This window comes from Rhodobacter sp., from assembly GCA_020637515.1.
Classification (GTDB): Bacteria; Pseudomonadota; Alphaproteobacteria; order Rhodobacterales; family Rhodobacteraceae; genus Pararhodobacter.
Genome location: JACKKG010000001.1, coordinates 726,603 through 745,190, shown reverse-complemented (window position 1 = coordinate 745,190; position 18,588 = coordinate 726,603). Strand labels below are relative to the sequence as shown.

Annotated in this window: 16 protein-coding genes; 11 read left to right on the top strand and 5 right to left on the bottom strand. The window is 64.3% G+C overall.

Translation table 11 applies throughout. The features are described from left to right. Positions 1 to 130: 130 nt before the first annotated feature. From rho to H6900_03540, 6 genes are read left to right on the top strand one after another with little or no spacing between them, the layout of a single operon-like run. A complete protein-coding gene (rho, locus tag H6900_03565) occupies positions 131 to 1,402 on the top strand; it encodes a transcription termination factor Rho (protein ID MCC0072349.1) in 1,272 nt (423 codons plus the stop codon). Between the two features lie 13 nt (positions 1,403 to 1,415). Beyond that, positions 1,416 to 2,693 (top strand): tRNA uridine-5-carboxymethylaminomethyl(34) synthesis GTPase MnmE, encoded by a 1,278-nt coding sequence (gene mnmE / locus H6900_03560; protein ID MCC0072348.1) that lies wholly within the window; start codon positions 1,416 to 1,418, stop codon positions 2,691 to 2,693. 12 nt (positions 2,694 to 2,705) lie between these two features. Continuing rightward, positions 2,706 to 4,568 carry a tRNA uridine-5-carboxymethylaminomethyl(34) synthesis enzyme MnmG gene (gene mnmG, locus H6900_03555; GenBank protein MCC0072347.1) on the top strand — a complete coding sequence of 621 codons (1,863 nt, stop codon included), beginning with the start codon at positions 2,706 to 2,708 and terminating at the stop codon, positions 4,566 to 4,568. Then, positions 4,561 to 5,202 (top strand): 16S rRNA (guanine(527)-N(7))-methyltransferase RsmG, encoded by a 642-nt coding sequence (gene rsmG / locus H6900_03550; GenBank protein ID MCC0072346.1) that lies wholly within the window; start codon positions 4,561 to 4,563, stop codon positions 5,200 to 5,202. Before mnmG ends, rsmG begins: the two co-directional genes overlap by 8 nt. Then, entirely contained in the window at positions 5,199 to 5,987 is a 789-nt protein-coding gene (locus tag H6900_03545) for a ParA family protein (GenBank protein MCC0072345.1), read from the top strand. Before rsmG ends, H6900_03545 begins: the two co-directional genes overlap by 4 nt. Position 5,988: 1 nt before the next feature. After that, positions 5,989 to 6,891 carry a ParB/RepB/Spo0J family partition protein gene (locus H6900_03540; protein ID MCC0072344.1) on the top strand — a complete coding sequence of 301 codons (903 nt, stop codon included), beginning with the start codon at positions 5,989 to 5,991 and terminating at the stop codon, positions 6,889 to 6,891. A 7-nt stretch (positions 6,892 to 6,898) separates the two neighbouring features. On the opposite strand, the gene H6900_03535 is transcribed toward H6900_03540, so the two are convergent. From H6900_03535 to rph, 3 genes are read right to left on the bottom strand one after another with little or no spacing between them, the layout of a single operon-like run. Then, positions 6,899 to 8,059: a coproporphyrinogen III oxidase gene (locus H6900_03535; protein MCC0072343.1), complete on the bottom strand. Its 1,161-nt coding sequence runs from the start codon at positions 8,057 to 8,059 to the stop codon at positions 6,899 to 6,901. Further along, positions 8,056 to 8,661 carry an RdgB/HAM1 family non-canonical purine NTP pyrophosphatase gene (gene rdgB, locus H6900_03530; protein ID MCC0072342.1) on the bottom strand — a complete coding sequence of 202 codons (606 nt, stop codon included), beginning with the start codon at positions 8,659 to 8,661 and terminating at the stop codon, positions 8,056 to 8,058. Before rdgB ends, H6900_03535 begins: the two co-directional genes overlap by 4 nt. Continuing rightward, entirely contained in the window at positions 8,661 to 9,371 is a 711-nt protein-coding gene (gene rph, locus H6900_03525; protein MCC0072341.1) for a ribonuclease PH, read from the bottom strand. The genes rdgB and rph overlap by 1 nt, the downstream gene beginning before the upstream one ends. Positions 9,372 to 9,456: 85 nt before the next feature. Between rph and hrcA the strand changes: the two genes are divergently transcribed. Together hrcA and H6900_03515 are read left to right on the top strand one after the other, a co-directional pair. Next, entirely contained in the window at positions 9,457 to 10,530 is a 1,074-nt protein-coding gene (gene hrcA / locus H6900_03520; protein ID MCC0072340.1) for a heat-inducible transcriptional repressor HrcA, read from the top strand. Between the two features lie 9 nt (positions 10,531 to 10,539). After that, positions 10,540 to 11,088 carry a nucleotide exchange factor GrpE gene (locus H6900_03515; GenBank protein MCC0072339.1) on the top strand — a complete coding sequence of 183 codons (549 nt, stop codon included), beginning with the start codon at positions 10,540 to 10,542 and terminating at the stop codon, positions 11,086 to 11,088. A gap of 37 nt (positions 11,089 to 11,125) precedes the next feature. Here the strand turns inward: H6900_03515 and mutS are convergent, their stop codons facing one another. After that, entirely contained in the window at positions 11,126 to 13,747 is a 2,622-nt protein-coding gene (mutS, locus tag H6900_03510) for a DNA mismatch repair protein MutS (protein ID MCC0072338.1), read from the bottom strand. A gap of 148 nt (positions 13,748 to 13,895) precedes the next feature. Between mutS and H6900_03505 the strand changes: the two genes are divergently transcribed. From H6900_03505 to H6900_03495, 3 genes are all read left to right on the top strand, one after another. Continuing rightward, positions 13,896 to 16,166 (top strand): NADP-dependent malic enzyme, encoded by a 2,271-nt coding sequence (locus H6900_03505; protein ID MCC0072337.1) that lies wholly within the window; start codon positions 13,896 to 13,898, stop codon positions 16,164 to 16,166. Further along, positions 16,163 to 17,038 (top strand): ribokinase, encoded by an 876-nt coding sequence (locus H6900_03500; protein MCC0072336.1) that lies wholly within the window; start codon positions 16,163 to 16,165, stop codon positions 17,036 to 17,038. Before H6900_03505 ends, H6900_03500 begins: the two co-directional genes overlap by 4 nt. A gap of 96 nt (positions 17,039 to 17,134) precedes the next feature. Next, positions 17,135 to 17,275, top strand: coding sequence for a hypothetical protein (locus H6900_03495; GenBank protein ID MCC0072335.1), 141 nt, complete (start codon positions 17,135 to 17,137; stop codon positions 17,273 to 17,275). 57 nt (positions 17,276 to 17,332) lie between these two features. Here the strand turns inward: H6900_03495 and H6900_03490 are convergent, their stop codons facing one another. Further along, entirely contained in the window at positions 17,333 to 18,562 is a 1,230-nt protein-coding gene (locus H6900_03490; protein MCC0072334.1) for an argininosuccinate synthase, read from the bottom strand. Positions 18,563 to 18,588 lie beyond the last annotated feature (26 nt).

The following is an 18,588-nucleotide window of genomic DNA, read 5'->3' as shown; positions in this document are numbered from 1 at the left end:
GATTCGCGTCAGATTGACTTGGGCGTTCAACTGGCCTATGGGGCGTCAAAGCGGCGCCGTCCGGCGTTAGCATCTTCCGATCGTCATTGCTGAGAAAACCGGTGCCATGGTGCGCCGAAGGGGGCTAATCATGGCCGAGAACCGCTTGAACCTGTCCGATCTGAAAGCGCAGACGCCTGCCGCGCTATTGTCCATGGCCGAGGAGCTGGAGATCGAGAACGCGCCCTCGATGCGCAAGGGCGAGATGATGTTCTCGATCCTGAAAGAGCGCGCGGAGGAAGGTTGGGAGATCGGCGGCGACGGCGTGCTTGAAGTGTTGCAGGACGGGTTCGGCTTTCTGCGTTCGACCGAGGCGAACTATCTGCCAGGTCCCGATGACATCTATGTCTCGCCCGAGATGATCCGCCAATTCAGCCTGCGCACCGGCGACACGATCGAAGGTGTGATCGTAGCGCCCGGCGAGAACGAGAAGTATTTCGCGCTGACCAAGGTGACGCGGATCAATTTCGACGATCCGGAACGGGCACGCCACAAGGTGCATTTCGACAACCTGACGCCGCTCTATCCTGACGAGCGGTTGAAGATGGAAATCGAAGACCCGACGATCAAGGATCGTTCGGCGCGGATCATCGACATCGTGGCACCACTGGGCAAGGGTCAACGGGCGTTGATCGTGGCGCCGCCGCGCACCGGCAAGACGGTGCTCATGCAGAACATCGCGCATTCGATCTCGAGCAATCACCCGGAATGCTATCTGATCGTGTTGCTGATCGACGAACGGCCCGAAGAAGTGACCGACATGCAGCGGTCGGTGAAGGGCGAGGTCGTGTCCTCGACCTTTGACGAGCCGGCGTCGCGGCATGTGGCGGTGGCGGAGATGGTCATCGAAAAGGCCAAGCGTCTGGTCGAGCACAAGCGCGATGTCGTCATTTTGCTGGACTCGATCACCCGTCTGGGCCGGGCCTTCAACACGGTGGTGCCGTCGTCCGGCAAGGTGTTGACGGGCGGTGTCGATGCGAACGCGCTTCAGCGGCCCAAGCGGTTCTTTGGCGCGGCGCGCAACATCGAAGAGGGCGGCTCGTTGACCATCATCGCGACGGCGTTGATCGATACCGGCAGCCGCATGGACGAAGTGATCTTCGAGGAATTCAAGGGAACCGGCAACAGCGAGATCGTGCTGGACCGCAAGGTCGCGGACAAGCGTGTGTTCCCGGCGATGGATATCCTCAAGTCCGGCACGCGAAAGGAAGAGCTGCTGGTCGACAAGTCGAACTTGCAGAAGACCTTTGTGTTGCGGCGTATCCTGAACCCGATGGGAACGACGGATGCGATCGAGTTCCTGATCTCGAAGCTGAAGCAGACCAAGACGAATGGGGAATTCTTCGATTCGATGAACTCCTGACAGGAGGTTTGTCATGGATACGATCGTTGCGCTGGCTTCGGCACGGGGCCGGGCGGGGGTTGCGGTTGTCAGAGTCTCGGGGCCGAGGGCGCTTGCGGTTTGCGAAACGATCGCGGGCCGGGTTCCGCAAGAGCGGGTCGCCACGCTGGCGCGGTTTCGCGATTCCGAGGGCGGATTGATCGATCACGGCCTGGTCCTGGTCTTTTCCGAGGGGCACAGCTTTACCGGCGAGGCGGTGTGCGAGTTTCAGGTTCATGGCAGCGTGGCGGTCGTTTCGGCCCTGCTGCGGGCCTGTCTGGCGCTGGAGGGAGTCCGTGCCGCGGACGCGGGCGAGTTCACCCGCAGGGCCTTTCTGGCCGGGCGCATGGATTTGACGGAAGTCGAAGGACTGGCGGATCTCATTGACGCCGAGACCGAGGGGCAAAGGCGGCAGGCCTTGCGCGTGATGGATGGCAGCGCGGGCCGGATGATCGGCCATTGGCGCGAGGATTTGTTGCAAGGTCTGGCGATGCTGGAGGCGGCGCTGGACTTTGCGGACGAGGACCTGCCCGAGGATCTGACCGAGCACGTCCTTGAGCCCCTGGTCCGCGTCCAGCAGGGGTTTGTCGAGCAGCTGTCCAGGCGACGCGCAGCCGAGGTTGTGCGCGAGGGGTTCGAGATCGCGATCGTCGGGCCCGTGAATGCGGGAAAGTCTACACTTCTCAATGCCTTGGCGGGAAGAGAGGCGGCGATAACGTCGGCCCGCGCGGGCACGACCCGGGACGTGATCGAGGTTCGGATGGAGATCGGCGGCCATGCCGTAACCCTGATCGACACGGCCGGCTTGCGCGACGCGACTGACGAGATCGAGAGGCTGGGCATCGACCGGGGCATTGCGCGGGCGCGGGCGGCCGATCTGCGCATTCATCTGTTGACTGCGCCGGGAGAGCAGACCAGGGAAGCGCAAAGCGGCGACATCGTGCTGTTGTCCAAGGCGGATCTATGGGGTTTGCCGGGGCTTTCAGGGAAGACGGGCGAAGGCATCGCGGATTTGTTGCAACGCATCGAACGAGAGCTTGCGAGCCGGGTGGCAGGGTCTCAGGTCTTTTCGCGCGAGCGACATTTCGATCAGATCGAGCGGGCGAGGGTGACTCTGGAGCGCGCCATAGCCATGTTGCGCGTTGGCGCCACGTGGGAACTGGTCGGCGAGGACTTGCGCCGAACGCTTGGATGCCTGGATGGAATTGTCGGCCGTGTGGATGTAGAAGATGTTCTGGGGCGAATCTTTTCGTCTTTCTGCATCGGGAAATGAGGCTCGTTTCACGTGAAACATTTTGATGTCATCGTGGTGGGTGGCGGCCACGCAGGTGTCGAGGCTGCCCTGGCTGCAGAGCGTCGAGGGGCGCGCACAGCCCTTGTCACCTTTCGATTCGGCGATCTTGGCGTGATGTCCTGCAATCCTGCGATCGGCGGGATCGGCAAGGGGCATCTGGTGCGCGAAATCGATGCATTGGGCGGCTTGATGGGGCTAGCGGCTGATTATGCGGGGATCCAGTTCCGGCTGCTGAATCGGTCACGGGGCCCCGCCGTTCAAGGGCCCAGGGTGCAGGCGGATCGGAAACGCTATGCGGAATTTGTGCAGAAACAGGTGTCCTTGCGGGCCGGGCTGACGGTTATCGAGGCAGAGGTCGTCGATCTTGCGGTTGAGGGCGGGGCTGTCGCGGGCGTGGTGCTGGCGAACGATGTGCGCATCCAGGGCAAGGCCGTTGTTCTGACCACGGGAACCTTTTTGCGCGGTGAGATACATCTGGGTAGCGAGCGTCTACCGGCCGGCCGACGAGGAGCCGCGGCCGCGGACCGACTGGGCGACCGCCTTCGGGAGGTGGCCAGCGGTGTTGGGCGGCTGAAAACGGGCACACCCGCGCGACTGGACGGACGGACGATCCGTTGGGACCAGATCGGCCGGCAGGACGGTGACGAAGACCCTGTCATGATGTCATTCCTGAATTCGACCCCGGTTGCCCCGCAAATCGCCTGCGGGATCACGGAAACCAACGAAAGAACCCACGAAATTATCCGCGACAGCCTCCACCTGTCTGCGATGCGTTCGGGCAACATCACTGGCGTCGGACCGCGCTACTGCCCCTCGGTCGAGGACAAGGTGACACGTTTCGCGGACAAGGCCTCGCACAATGTCTTTCTGGAGCCCGAGGGCGTCAACGATTTCACGGTCTATCCGAACGGTATTTCGACCTCGCTTCCCAGGGACGTCCAAGAGGTCTTCTTGAGATCGATTCGGGGTCTGGAGCAGGTGAGCGTTCTGCACTTTGGCTATGCCATAGAATACGATTATATTGATCCCCGCTCGCTTTCCCGAAAGCTGGAGCTGTCGGCAATTCCAGGGGTGTTTCTGGCCGGCCAGATCAACGGCACGACGGGGTATGAGGAAGCGGGTGCGCAGGGCCTCCTCGCAGGGGCAAACGCGGCGTCGGCGGCGGGATTTGGTGATGCCCTGCCAATGAGCCGATTTGACAGCTACATTGGCGTGATGATCGATGATCTGACGTCGAAAGGAGTGACGGAACCATACCGAATGTTCACCTCCCGGGCCGAATATCGTTTGTCCTTGCGCGCCGACAATGCCGACCAAAGGCTAACGCCGATGGCCGAGGCACTCGGTTTGATCGATGCGACGCGCAGCGACCAGTTCCACCGCAAGATGGAGCGACTGGACGCCTTGGCGCGCCGACTGGATTCTCAGGACTTTTCGAGCTGCGATTGGGATTCGGTTCCTTTGACCCGACCAAAAGATGGACAAAAGCGCAGCTTTCTGACAGTCGCGGCCTTGCTCAAGTCTGAGGCCGGAACTCTGGACAGTTTGGCGCAGCTCCTGACGGACGTTGCCCGTCTTGACCTGGACCAGGTCGCCACGGACGCTTTCTATGCTCCCTATGTTGAACGGCAGACGAACGAGGCGAAGAAACTCCGGGCGGAAGAGTGTCTTGAAATACCAAAGGATTTCGATTTTTCGCTTTTGCCTTCCCTGTCCACGGAAGTTCGCGCCAAATTGACTTCGGCGCGACCCGGGACCATAGCCGCAGCCTCAAGGATCGAAGGGATTACACCGGCCGCATTGGTTGTCTTGTTGGCGCGTCTGCACGCTCAGAAAAGAGCAATTCGTGCGTGAGGGGGACGGGTTCGGCCGCTACGCGAGGCTTGATGTTTCACGTGAAACACTCGAATCGCTCAAGCGCCTGGAAATCGAAACGCTCAAATGGTCCGCAGCGATCAACCTGATTGCTCGGGGAACCGAGAGTGAGTTGTGGAGCCGCCACATTCAGGATTCAGCGCAACTTCTTGATGCCGCACCGGCAGGATTTTCGACCTGGTGCGACATCGGGGCGGGCGGAGGCTTTCCTGCGTTGGTCCTGGCGATTCTGTGCAGAGATCGCTCGCCAAGCCCGAGATTTGCGCTGATCGAATCGGACAGGAGAAAATGCGCCTTTCTGAAGCTCCAAGTGGCCGAGCTTGGCTTGTCTGCGGATGTCTTCAATTCGCGCATTGAAAGCCTGCCCCCGTTCCACGCGGACGTCGTTTCTGCCCGCGCGTTGGCCTCACTTCCCGCGCTGCTGGGCCACGCGTTCCGTCATCTCGCGTCCGGAGGGGTCTGTCTGTTCCCAAAAGGCCGCAGTTGGCGAGAGGAAGTTGAATTGGCGCGCAGATCGTGGCAATTCGAGTTTGAGCCGGTTCCCAGCATCGTCGATCCCGATAGCGCAGTTCTGGTCATCAGGAACCTACGCCCCATGGAAACCGACCGATGAAAATCGTTGCCATTGCCAATCAGAAAGGCGGTGTTGCAAAGACGACGACCGCGATCAATCTCGCGGCCAGTCTGGCCGAGGTTGGCCGAAGGGTTCTCGTCATGGACATGGACCCTCAGGGCAACGCGTCCACCGGATTCGGCATTTCTCCCGAACAAAGAACCCAGACCATTTACGACCTGCTTCTCGGCGATGCCGATGTCACCTCGGTCATCGTGGCGACCCAGACCGAGGGCGTCAGCATCGTTCCGTCAACGACCGAGCTGTCGTCCTCTGATGTGCAGCTCTACAATGTTAACAAGCGCAGCTATCTGCTGAAGGATGCGCTTGCCAGCAAGGGGCTGGCCGAGAAGGCGTTCGATTTCGTTCTGATCGACTGCCCGCCGTCCCTGAACCTGCTTACGGTCAACGCGCTCGTTGCCGCAGATTCCGTTCTGATCCCCCTGCAAAGCGAGTTCTTCGCACTTGAAGGCCTTTCGCAGCTCATGCTGACCATTCGCGAAATTCGCCAGACCGCCAACCCCGCGCTCAGGGTCGAAGGGGTTCTTCTGACCATGCATGACCAACGCAACAACCTTTCGCAGCAGGTCGAGCGGGACGCACGCGAAACCCTGGGCGAACTGGTCTACCAAACCGTCATTCCGCGAAACGTCCGGTTGAGCGAGGCGCCCTCGTTTGCGGTTCCGGCGCTGACCTATGATCCGCTTTCAAAGGGTGCGATGGCCTACCGCGCCTTTGCCGCTGAATTCCTCAAGAACAACAGCAATCGCAACAGGGAGGCCTGACATGACCCAGCGCAAGAACGAGCGCCGTGGCCTTGGCCGCGGATTGTCGGCACTTATGGCGGATATCGGCGTGGATGCCGGAGTCAACGACCCCGTTTCCGAGGCTCCGCAGCAGCGCGCAGGATTGCAAAATCTACCGATCGAAGCGATTCGCGCGAACCCAGACCAGCCGCGCAGAGCCTTTGATGAGCGTGCGCTTGAAGAACTCTCGCAATCGATTCGCGAGAAGGGCATCGTTCAGCCGCTCGTTGTGCGCCCTGTCGCGACCGAGCCTGGCAAGTTCGAAATCGTGGCAGGCGAAAGACGCTGGCGCGCCGCGCAGCTGGCCAGGTTGGGCGAGGTCCCCGTTCTGATCCGCGCCTTCAGCGACCAGGAAGTGCTGGAAGTTGCGATCATCGAGAACATCCAGCGCGAGGGTCTGAACGCGATCGAGGAGGCTGCGGGCTACAGGCAGCTCATCGACCGATTCGGCCACACGCAAGAGAAGGTCGCCGAGGCGCTGGGAAAGAGCCGCAGCCACATCGCCAACCTTCTGCGACTGCTGACCTTGCCGCAGGATGTGCAGAACATGGTGGTGGCCGGAACGATTTCGGCCGGCCATGCGCGCGCGCTCGTGACGGCACCTGACCCGGTTTCCCTGGCCCTCAAGGTCGCGGGCGAGGGACTTTCCGTGCGCGAGACCGAGGATCTCGCCCGCCGGATCGGCCACCCTGCTTCGCAAAAGCGAGGCAATTCGCGTCAGAAGGATGCCGACACCCGGGTGCTCGAGGAGGACTTGTCCGCAAACCTGGGCATGAGCGTGGTAATCGACCATCGTGCGGGCGGGGAAGGGCAGGTCACCATCCGATACCAGACTCTGGATCAGCTCGACCAGCTTTGCCAACTGCTGTCGTCCGTGCGGTGATACAGCCTCAAAGAAGTGCGCGAAGAATGGCGTTAAGGATCGGCCGCCCAGCCTTGGTGGCTCCTATCCGGCGCCCGTTTTGCCAGACAAGCCCGAGCTCCAGAAGAGGGTCGAGCGCCTTCTGATCAAGGGGTGTCCCGCCCAGCGCGGCGAAGCGCGCGAGATCTGCCCCTCGAGAAAGCCGTAGCGCCATCATCAGATATTCGCTCGCCTGTTCACCCGGGGACAGTGCGGCCGCGTGGGTTGTCAGCCCCCGGCGCCTGAGGTCGAGCCAGGCCCCGGGGGCTTTCACGCTCTCGGTCGCCAGCCTTTGCCCCTGGACCGTGACCCGCCCATGCGCCCCGGGCCCGACACCGATGTAATCGCCATAGTTCCAGTAAATGCTGTTGTGGCGCGATTCCTGGCCCGGCTTGGCATGATTCGACACCTCATAGGCAGGCAAGCCGGCCGCGTCGCACAGGTCCTGGGTCAAATCGAACATGTCGGCGCCGGCGTCCTCGGCCGGCAGTCCGGGGAGCTTGCCCACGCGATGCCGCGCGGCAAAGACGGTGCCATCCTCAATGGTCAGTTGGTAGAGCGACAGATGCTCTGGCTCAAAGGCAAGGGCCAGAACGAGTTCTCGCCGCCAGTCCGAAAGGCTCTGGTTTTGGCGCGCATAGATCAGATCAAAACTTGTCCGGGCGAAATACTGCTTGGCGATGTCCAGTGCGGCGAGGGCTTCTTTGACGCTGTGCTGCCGGCCCAGAAGCCGCAATGCGGCGTCGTCAAGCGCCTGAACCCCCAGCGACACCCGATTGATCCCGGCCTCTGAAAAGCCCTGAAACCGCGCCGCTTCTACCGAGGTCGGGTTCGCCTCCAACGTGATTTCGATGCTGTTTCGGAAGCTCCAGGTGCGGCGCGCCGCATCGACGACCGCCGCTACGGTTTGCGGTTCCATCAGGGACGGCGTCCCCCCGCCAAAGAACAAGGTATCCAGAACCCGGCCGCGGGTCTTCTCACCCCAAGCCTCGATCTCGGCGATATAGGCGTCGCGCCATGCCGCCTGGTCGATGCGCACTGCAACGTGGCTGTTGAAATCGCAATAGGGACATTTCGACGCGCAAAAGGGCCAGTGAACGTAAAGCCCGAAGCCGCCGTGTCGCCAATCCTCGCCGACCGGATGTTTCACGTGAAACGTTTTGCGATCAGGGCTTCAAGGGCCCGGGCCCGGTGCGAAACGGCGTTTTTTTCGTCCGGAGCCATTTCCGCAAAGGTCCGGGTGTCGCCATCCGGCATGAACATCGGGTCGTAGCCATGCCCCAAAGCACCGCGGAGGGGCCAGACGAGCCGACCCGACACCTCACCCTCGTAGACCTCGTCCTGCCCGTCGGGAAAGGCCAGGACCAGCGTGCAGCGAAACCGCGCCGACCAGGGCTCCTTGGCACCGTTCGCCAGCAGCGCATCGTAAGTGCGCGTCATCGCCCTGAGGAAATCCCTCCCACCCGGGCCTTCCGCCCAGTCCGCCGTGTAGACCCCGGGAGCGCCGCCCAAAGCATCCACGCAAAGGCCGCTGTCATCGGCCAGCGCGGGCAAGCCCGAGGCGCGCGCCGCGGCATGGGCCTTGATGCGGGCATTCCCGACAAAGGTGGTTTCAGTCTCCGCAGGTTCGGGCAAACCCAATTCGCGCGCTGAGACCAGCCCGACCCCAAGCGGCTGAAACAGCGCACGCAGCTCTTCGACCTTGCCCTCGTTGTGGGTGGCGAACAGCAGGCGGTCGCCCAGCGTCGCCATCACAACGCTGCCTTTTGCGCCGCCACCAGACAGCCGACGCCTGCTTCGGCAAGGTCCACCATGCGGTCCAGATCTCCACGAGAAAACACCGTGCCCTCGCCCGACATCTGAACCTCGATCAATCGGCCGTCACCCAACATGATGAAATTGCCGTCCACACCGGCGGCGCTGTCTTCATCATAATCCAGATCCAGAACCGCCTGACCGGCATAGAACCCGCAAGATACCGCAGCGACGTGACCGATGATCGGATCGGTCGAGATCGTTCCCGTCTTCATCAGCCTGTCCACGGCCAGGCGCAAGGCGACCCAGCCGCCGGTGATCGCCGCGCAACGCGTGCCGCCATCAGCCTGGATCACGTCGCAATCGATCGTGATCTGCCGTTCGCCCAGCGCCGATCGGTCAACCCCGGCGCGGAGTGAGCGACCGATAAGTCTTTGAATTTCTACTGTTCTTCCAGTCTGCTTTCCCTGCGCAGCCTCGCGCCGGTTGCGCGAATTCGTGGCCCGCGGCAGCATCCCGTATTCCGCCGTCACCCAGCCGAGCCCGGTATTCTTCAAAAACGGCGGTGTGCGGTCCTCGATCGTGGCCGAACACAGGACATGCGTGTTGCCCACCTTGATCAGGCACGAGCCCTCAGCATGGCGCATCACGCCGGTTTCGATTGAAACCGCTCGCATTTCATCTAGTTTTCTTCCCGAAGGACGCATTGCCGGCTCCCGTTTCGATTTGTTCCCAATTACAGGGGCAGTCGGTGCGGATGCAACCGGATTGACGGACCGAGAGCCAGAACCCATGCCCGCCCCAGACCAGACCAAAGCCCTGCACGACCTGAACGACCGCGCCCGCGAGGTATTCCGCCGGGTGGTCGAATCCTATCTGCACAGCGGAACGCCGGTCGGTTCGCGCACCATCACCCGTGATTTTCACGAGAAACTGTCGGCGGCCACGATTCGCAACGTGATGCAGGATCTGGAATACATGGGCCTGATCGAGGCGCCGCATGTCTCGGCTGGCCGTGTTCCCACGCAGCAGGGGCTTCGCCTGTTCGTCGATGCCTTGCTCGAGGTCGATCCCGTGACCGCCGCGGACCGTGAGATGCTCGAAGCGACCCGCGGCAGCAATGAACGCGATATCACCACGATGCTCGACCGGGTCGGAAATGCCTTGTCCGGCATCACCAAAGGCGCCAGCCTGGTCCTTGCGCCAAAGCACGAGGCACCGATCCGCCACATCGAATTCGTGCCCATTTCAAACGATCGCGCGCTTGTGGTGCTGGTCTTTGCCGACGGCCAGGTCGAGAACCGCGTCTTCACCCCCCCACCCGGATTGCTGCCGTCCTCGCTGCGCGAAGCCGTGAACTTCATCAACGCTTTCGCCAACGGCCTGACCCTGTCGGGACTGCGCCAACGCCTGCGCACCGAAATCACGCAGCGCCGGCAGGAGATCGACACGATCGCCGGTGACCTGGTCGAACGCGGCATGGCCCTTTGGGAAAACGAGGGCGAGCGCCACGAGCGCCTGATCGTCCGGGGGCGTGCGAACCTTCTCGATCAGACGGATTCGGACGGGCTGGTGCGCATCCGCGAGTTGTTCGACGACCTCGAACGCAAGCGCGACATCGCCGAGGTGCTGGACCTTACCGAACGCGGCGACGGAGTGCGCATTTTCATCGGTGCCGAGAACAAGCTTTTTTCGCTGACGGGTTCCACTCTGGTGGTTTCTCCATATATGAACGCCGACAGCAAGATTGTCGGCGCGGTCGGCGTGATTGGCCCCACCCGGCTGAACTACGGGCGCATCGTGCCGATTGTGGATTATACAGCCCAGCTCGTGGGACGGATGCTCTCCGATCTGGGTTCCGAGTAAGAGGAAGACATGGCAGAGCCACAAGAAAACCCGGCCGAATCGCAGGTCGAGGCCCCGGAAACCGCCGAGCTGGATCCCGCCGCGGCGCTTGACGCCGCCATGGCAGCGTTCGAGGTCGAGCGCGCCGAAATGCGCGATCGTCTGATGCGCTCGCTTGCGGATCTGGAAAACATCCGCAAACGCGCCGAAAAGGACCGCCGCGAGGCCGCGATCTACGGCGGCCAGAAACTCGCGCGGGACATGCTGTCGGTCTATGACAACCTGAACCGCGCGCTTTCGCTGATGGACGACGGCCTTCGCGAGCAGGCAAAGGGGCTGGCCGACGGGCTCGACCTGACGCTCCGGGATCTCGCCAACATCTTCTCGCGCCACGGCATCGAACGGGTCGCCCCCGAGGTCGGGGAACCGTTCGACCCGCATTTCCATGAGGCGATGTTCGAAGCGCCCGTGCCCGGGACAAAGGCCGGGCAGATCATCCAGGTGGTCTCGGAAGGGTTTCGGCTGCACGAACACCTGCTGCGTCCGGCCCAGGTCGGCGTATCATCGACCCCGGGCTGACCCGGCGAACCCGGCCGGATGGGCAGGTTTGCCCATCCTAGGCCTGCCCCAGAAGGTCCCGCAACTCATAGACCAGCGCCAGCGCCTCGCGCGGGGTCAAGGTATCCGGATGAACGCCCTTCAGCCGCGCCTCGACCTGGGATTCCTTGGGTTCCGCCCTCGGTGTCGGGCGTTGGGGCGCCGCCGCGAACAGCGGCAGGTCGTCGATCAGCGTCTTTGCGCCGCGCTGCCCCTGGTCCCCGCGTTCGAGCATGTCCAGCACCTCGCGCGCGCGGCCGATCACCGCGTCGGGCAGGCCGGCCAGTCGGGCGACCTGCACCCCATAGGACCGGTCGGCTGCCCCCTTGCGGACCTCATGCAGAAAGACGACGTCGCCCTCCCACTCGCGGACCGAGACGGTGGCGTTCTCCACCCCCTCCAGCCGGTCGGCCAGGGCCACCATCTCGTGGTAATGGGTCGCGAACAGGGCGCGGCACCGGTTCACGCCGTGCAGATGCTCCAGCACGGCCCAGGCGATGGACAGACCGTCATAGGTCGCGGTTCCACGGCCGATTTCGTCCAGGATGACAAAGGCCCTGGGCCCCGCCTGGTTCACGATGGCCGCCGTTTCGACCATCTCCACCATGAAGGTGGACCGCCCCCGCGCCAGATCGTCCGAGGCCCCGACCCGGCTGAACACCTGTTCCACCAGGCCCACCCGCGCCGACTGCGCCGGAACATAGCCCCCGGCCTGCGCCAGAATGGCGATGAGCGCGTTCTGGCGCAGAAAGGTCGATTTACCCGCCATGTTCGGCCCGGTCACCAGCCATACGGCCGCGCCCTTGCCCGTGGGTTCCAGGTCCAGCCCGTTCGCCACAAACGGCCGGCCGGACCGGGCCAGCGCCGCCTCGACGACCGGGTGGCGACCGGATTCGACCACAAAGTCGCGGCTATCGTCCACCACGGGTTTGCACCAGTCGCGCACCCGGGCCAGCTCGGCAAAGGCGGCGGTCACGTCCACCTCGGCCAGGGCGCGTGCGGCGCCATGCACGGGCCCCGCCTGCGCCAGCACGGCGTCGCGCAATTCGCCAAAGATCCGCTTCTCGATCTCCAGCGCCCGGGCGCCGGCGTTCAGGATCCGCGTCTCCATCTCGGACAGCGCGACGGTGGTGAACCGCACCTGGTTCGCGGTCGTCTGCCGGTGCAGGAAACGCTCGTTCAACGGCGGTGACAGCATCCTTTCCGCATGGGTCGCGGTGGTCTCGATGAAATAGCCCAGCACGTTGTTATGCTTGATCTTCAACGACGGGATGCCGCTTTCGGCCGCATAGTCGGCCTGCATACGGGCGATGACGCCGCGCCCCTCGTCGCGCAGTTCGCGCGCGGAATCCAGGTCCGGATCGACGCCCGCCGCGATGAACCCGCCGTCGCGCGCCAGCAATGGCGGGTCCTCGACCAGGGTGCCGCCCAGCAGTCCGGCCAGCGCGTCATGCCCCTGCAAGGCGCGCCGGGCGGCGACCAGCGCCTCGGGCAGATCGTCGGCGATTTGTCCGGCCAGGATGCCCGCCTGGGACAGGCCCGCCCGCAGCATCGCCAGATCGCGCGGACCGCCCCGGTCCAGCGCCAGCCGCGACAGCGCGCGGTCGATGTCGGGCACCGATTTCAGCGCCGCGCGCAGGTCGGCGCGCAGCAGATCGTCGCCCACCAGCGCCTCGACCGCCGCCAATCGCGCGCGAATCACCCCCAGATCGCACGAGGGCGAGGACAGGCGCCGCTCCAGCAGCCGGGCGCCGCCCGCGGTGATCGTGGTGTCGATCGCGGCCAGCAACGAGCCGTCCCGCCCGCCCGCCAGCGCCTGGGTCAGTTCCAGATTGCGCCGCGTGGGCCCGTCGATCTGCATCGCCGCGCCGGCATTCTCGCGAACCGGCGGGCGCAACAGGGGCATCCGGCCTTTTTGCGTCAGGTCCAGGTAGTCGGCCAGGGCCCCCAGCGCCGACAATTCGGCCCGGTCAAAGGCACCGAACCCGTCCAGAGTGCCCACGCCGAACAGCGCGCACAGCCGTTTCACGGCGGCCGTGCTGTCGAAGGCCGCGCGCCCCCGTTCGGCCAACACCAACCCCAGTTCGGATGCCATGTCGTGCAAGTCGTGCGCCAGATCCTCGGGCACGACGAGCTCCCGCGCGGCCAGGCGCGCCAGTTCCGGGGCCAGGCGCACACGGGGGCAGGGGACCACGCGGAACTCGCCTGTGGAAATATCGGCCCAGGCCAGGGCCGCTTCGCCGCGGATATCGCTCCAGGCGGCCAGAAAGTTGTGGCGCCGGGGCTCCAGCAGCGCGTCCTCGGTCAGCGTGCCGGGTGTGACCAGCCGCACAACCTCGCGCCGCACGACGGATTTGGCGCCGCGCTTGCGGGCCTCGGCCGGGTCCTCCATCTGTTCGGCGATGGCGACGCGAAATCCCTTTCGGATCAGCGTCAGCAGATAGCCCTCGGCGGCGTGGATCGGCACCCCGCACATCGGGATATCCTCGCCCAGATGCAGGCCGCGTTTGGTGAGCGCGATATCCAGCGCGGCCGAGGCCGCCACCGCGTCCTCAAAGAACATCTCGTAGAAATCGCCCATGCGATAGAACAGCAGCGCGTCGGCGTGCTGGCTCTTGATCTCGAGATATTGCGCCATCATCGGCGTTACACCGGGCTGCGGATCGCTCACGCTGGTCACTCCTGTCATCGGGCGACCCTACGAAATCGCCCCCGCAGCGAAAAGGCCCGTTCGCGCTTGTTGTTCCAGCGCATGGGCCGCGCTATGGAAGGTCGATCTGGAGGACCCCATGTCGCGCAAATCCCGCATCACGCCCGAAGAGGCGCTGGCCTATCACTTTGAACCGACCCCCGGCAAATACGAGGTTGTCGCCACGACCCCGATGGCCACCCAGCGCGACCTGTCGCTGGCCTATTCCCCGGGCGTCGCGGTGCCGGTCGAACACATCGCGCGCGATCCCGGGCTGGCCTATGACTATACCGTCAAGGGCAACATGGTGGCCGTGGTGTCGAACGGCACGGCGATCCTGGGGATGGGCAACCTGGGCGCGCTGGCCTCCAAGCCGGTGATGGAGGGCAAGGCCGTCCTGTTCAAGCGCTTTGCCGACGTGAACGCCATCGATATCGAGCTGGCGACCGAGGACGCGGATGAGATCATCAAGGCCGTGCACCTCATGTCGCCCACGTTCGGCGGCATCAACCTTGAGGACATCAAGGCGCCTGAATGCTTCATCATCGAGCAGCGCCTCAAGGAACTCTGCGATATTCCGGTGTTTCACGACGACCAGCACGGCACGGCGGTGATCTGCGCGGCCGGGCTCATCAACGCGCTGGAGCTGTCGGGCAAGCGGATCGAGGATTGCCGCATCGTGCTGAACGGCGCCGGCGCGGCCGGGATCGCCTGTCTGGAATTGCTGAAAAGCATGGGCGCCCGGCACGACAACTGCATCATGTGCGACACCAAGGGCGTGATCTACCAGGGCCGCACCGAGGGCATGAACCAGTGGAAATCGGCCCACGCCGCCGTCACCGACGCCCGCACGCTGGAAGAGGCGATGGTCGGCGCCGATGTGTTCCTGGGGGTGTCGGCCAAGGGGGCGGTGACGCCCGAGATGGTGCAGGCCATGGCCGACAATCCGGTCATCTTTGCCATGGCCAACCCCGACCCTGAAATCACACCGGAAGAGGCGCACGCGGTCCGCCCCGATGCGATCGTGGCCACCGGCCGGTCGGACTATCCGAACCAGGTGAACAACGTCCTGGGCTTTCCCTATCTCTTCCGCGGCGCGCTGGACATCCACGCGCGCGCGATCAACGACGAGATGAAGATCGCCTGCGCCCGGGCCCTGGCCGAACTCGCGCGTGAGGATGTGCCCGACGAGGTCGCGATGGCCTATGGCCGCAAGCTCAGCTTCGGGCGCGACTACATCATCCCCACGCCCTTTGACCCGCGGCTGATCTACACGATCCCACCCGCGGTGGCCAAGGCAGGGATGGACACCGGCGTTGCCCGGCGGCCGATCATCGACATGGACGCCTATCGCCACACGCTGCGCTCGCGGATGGACCCGACGGCTTCGATCCAGCAAAGCCTGTTCGCGCGCGCGCGACAGGCCCAGTCCCGCATGATCTTTGCCGAGGGCGACGACGAGCGCGTGTTGCGCGCGGCGGTCGCCTATCAACGGGCGGGCCTGGGAAAGGCGCTGGTCGTGGGTCAGGACGAGGACGTGAAGCGGCGTCTCGAAACCGCCGGTCTGGGCGACGCGGTGCGCGAACTCAGCATCGTCAACGCCGCCAACAGCCGCCACCTGGATGCCTATAAGTCTTTTCTTTACAAACGCTTGCAGCGCAAAGGCTTCGATCAGCGCGATGTTCACCGGATGGCCACGCGCGACCGGCACATCTTTTCCGCGTTGATGCTGGCGCATGGCCATGGCGACGGGCTGGTCACCGGTGCGACGCGCAAGTCAGCGCTGGTCATGGACATGATCAACCATGTCTTCGACGCCCGGGCGCAGGACGGGGCGGTCGGTGTCTCGGCGCTGCTGCACAAGGGGCGCATCGTTCTGATCGCCGACACATTGGTGCACGAATGGCCCGAGGAAGACGACCTTGCCGACATCGCCACCCGCGCCGCCGGTGTGGCGCGGTCCCTGGGACTTGAGCCACGCGTGGCCTTTGTCAGCTTCTCGACATTCGGGTATCCGGTGTCGGAACGCGCGCAGAAGATGCACCTCGCGCCGGACGTTCTGGATCGCCGCGGCGTCGATTTCGAATACGAGGGCGAGATGACCGTGGACGTGGCGCTGAACGCCAATGCGGCGGCGCATTATCCGTTCTCTCGGCTGACCGGCCCGGCGAACATCCTGGTGGTGCCGGCGCGGCACTCGGCCTCGATCTCGGTCAAGCTGATGCAGGAAATGGCCGGTGCCACGGTCATCGGCCCGATCCTGACCGGGGTGCCAAAGCCTATTCAGATCCTGTCCACGGGGGCGACGGTCAACGACATCATGAACATGGCCGTCATGGCCGCCTGCCGCGTGGGTCTGACGTCGAAATGACGGTCTTTTGCCTGGGTTCGATCAACATCGACCATGTGTATCGGCTGGAGGCCTTGCCACGGGCCGGGGAAACGCTGTCCGCGCGCAGCCATGTGTCCGGCCTGGGCGGCAAGGGCGTGAACCAGAGCGTCGCGGCGCTGAGGGCCGGGGCGAAGGTTGTCCATATCGGTGCCGTGGGGCAGGGGGATGCCTGGATCGAGTCCGCCCTGACGGCCCAGGGCGTTTCCCTGGACCACATCGCCCGCGTGGCGCAGGGGACGGGGCACGCCATCGTTGCCGTGGACGATGCGGGCGAAAACCAGATCATCATCAGTTCGGGCGCCAATCTGGCGCAAGACCCGGGCCGCATCGCCGCTGCGCTGGCGCAGGGCGGCCCGGGCGACATCCTGATGCTGCAAAACGAAACCTCGCACCAGGTGGACGCCGCGCAGCTGGCCCGGGCGCGCGGCATGGCGGTTTTCTATTCCGCCGCTCCCTTTGCGCTTGAGCCCCTGCTGGCGGTTCTGCCCCATGTGACGCATCTGCTGGTCAACGCGGGCGAGGCCCGGGCGCTGATGCAGGCGACCGGCCGGGCGCTGACCGATCTGCCGGTGCAGGCCGTGATCGTGACCCGGGGCGCCGCCGGGGCCGAGTGGATTTCCGACGGCGCAGAGCCGCTTTTCGTGCCCGCATTCGCGGTGACCGCGGTGGACACGACAGGCGCCGGCGACTGTTTCGCGGGGTCTCTGGCCGCCGCGCTGGACCAGGGCGACGCGCCCGAACAGGCGCTGCGCTACGCCGCCGCGGCGGCTGCGTTGCAGGTGACCCGCCCCGGTGCGGCCGGCGCGATGCCCCGCAGGGCCGAGGTCGCCGTGCTTCTGGGCCGCGACTGACCCTCAAATCTTCGCATCAGCGCCATTTTTTCGTCCCGATTCACCCTTCATTCAGGGATTGCCGCCACGCTGCGGAAAACTCTGAAAGGGGCCGTCATGAACACGCAGGTCGAAACCGCCGATTATGTCGCCGCGCCGGAACATCGCGGCGCGTCCCTGTCTGCCGGCGGTGCGCTGGTGGTGGCGATGATGGTCGGTTCGCTGATGTGGCTCGGTCTGGCGGCGCTGGTTTTCTGACGAAAAAGGCGGGCCGCGTCGCCGCAACCCGCCCTTTGCCTTGCCGCCGCGTGGCGCTTACTTGCCAGCGACCCGCGCATTCCGCGTCGCGATCAGTTTCAAGCGCAGCGCGTTCAGGCGGATGAAGCCGGCGGCGTCCTTCTGGTCATAGGCGCCCGCGTCCTCTTCAAAGGTCACATGCTTTTCGCTGTAGAGCGAATGATCCGACCAGCGAGCGACCGTCCGCGCCACGCCCTTGTAGAGTTTCAGCTTCACCGTGCCGGTGACGTGCTCTTGCGTCTTGTCGATCAGGGCTTGCAGCGCCTCGCGTTCGGGCGAGAACCAGAACCCGTTGTAGATCAGTTCCGCATAGCGCGGCATGATCGAATCCTTCAGATGGCCCGCGCCCGCGTCCAGCGTGATCTGCTCGATGCCGCGATGCGCCTCCAGCAGGATCGTGCCGCCGGGGGTTTCGTAGACACCGCGCGACTTCATCCCGACAAAGCGGTTTTCGACAAAGTCCAGCAGGCCGATGCCATGCTTGGCGCCCAGTTCGTTCAGCCGGGTCAGCAGCGTTGCGGGCGACAGCGTCTCGCCGTTGATCGCCACGGCGTCGCCTTGTTCAAAGGTGACCTCGATGAACTCGGGCTCGTTCGGCGCATCCTCGACCGCGACGATGCGCTGGGCGACGTAATCGGGGGCCTCGACGCCCGGGTCCTCCAGCACCGTGCCCTCGGACGAGGTGTGCAGAAGGTTCGCATCGACCGAGAAGGGCGCCTCGCCGCGCTTGTTCTTGGCGATCGGAATCTGGTTCTGTTCCGCGAATTCCAACAGTTTCGTGCGCGAGGACAGATCCCAGATCCGCCAGGGCGCGATCACCTGGATCGACGGGTCCAGCGCCAGGGCGGACAGTTCGAACCGGACCTGATCGTTGCCCTTGCCGGTGGCCCCATGCGCCACGGCGTCGGCGCCATGTTCATGCGCCAGTTCGACCAGGTGCTTGGAGATCAGGGGCCGCGCGATCGACGTGCCCAGCAGATAAAGCCCCTCGTAGACCGCGTTGGCGCGGAACATCGGGAACACGAAATCGCGCACGAATTCCTCGCGCACATCGACGATGTGGATGTTCTCTTCCTTGATGCCCAGCATCAGCGCCTTGGCGCGCGCGGGCTCCAGTTCCTCGCCCTGGCCGAGGTCGGCGGTGAAGGTGACCACTTCGCAGCCGTATTCGGTTTGCAGCCATTTCAGGATGATCGAGGTATCGAGCCCGCCGGAATAGGCCAGCACGACTTTCTTGGGCGCGGACATGAGAGAACTCCATGTTTGGATCGCGC

Coding starts and splice junctions, on each gene's coding strand:
- rho (MCC0072349.1), top strand. CDS start 131: ATGGCCGAGAACCGCTTGAACCTGTCCGATCTGAAAGCGCAGACGCCT.
- mnmE (MCC0072348.1), top strand. CDS start 1,416: ATGGATACGATCGTTGCGCTGGCTTCGGCACGGGGCCGGGCGGGGGTT.
- H6900_03545 (MCC0072345.1), top strand. CDS start 5,199: ATGAAAATCGTTGCCATTGCCAATCAGAAAGGCGGTGTTGCAAAGACG.
- H6900_03540 (MCC0072344.1), top strand. CDS start 5,989: ATGACCCAGCGCAAGAACGAGCGCCGTGGCCTTGGCCGCGGATTGTCG.
- rdgB (MCC0072342.1), bottom strand. CDS start 8,661: ATGGCGACGCTGGGCGACCGCCTGCTGTTCGCCACCCACAACGAGGGC.
- rph (MCC0072341.1), bottom strand. CDS start 9,371: ATGCGTCCTTCGGGAAGAAAACTAGATGAAATGCGAGCGGTTTCAATC.
- hrcA (MCC0072340.1), top strand. CDS start 9,457: ATGCCCGCCCCAGACCAGACCAAAGCCCTGCACGACCTGAACGACCGC.
- H6900_03515 (MCC0072339.1), top strand. CDS start 10,540: ATGGCAGAGCCACAAGAAAACCCGGCCGAATCGCAGGTCGAGGCCCCG.
- mutS (MCC0072338.1), bottom strand. CDS start 13,747: ATGATGGCGCAATATCTCGAGATCAAGAGCCAGCACGCCGACGCGCTG.
- H6900_03505 (MCC0072337.1), top strand. CDS start 13,896: ATGTCGCGCAAATCCCGCATCACGCCCGAAGAGGCGCTGGCCTATCAC.
- H6900_03500 (MCC0072336.1), top strand. CDS start 16,163: ATGACGGTCTTTTGCCTGGGTTCGATCAACATCGACCATGTGTATCGG.
- H6900_03495 (MCC0072335.1), top strand. CDS start 17,135: ATGAACACGCAGGTCGAAACCGCCGATTATGTCGCCGCGCCGGAACAT.
- H6900_03490 (MCC0072334.1), bottom strand. CDS start 18,562: ATGTCCGCGCCCAAGAAAGTCGTGCTGGCCTATTCCGGCGGGCTCGAT.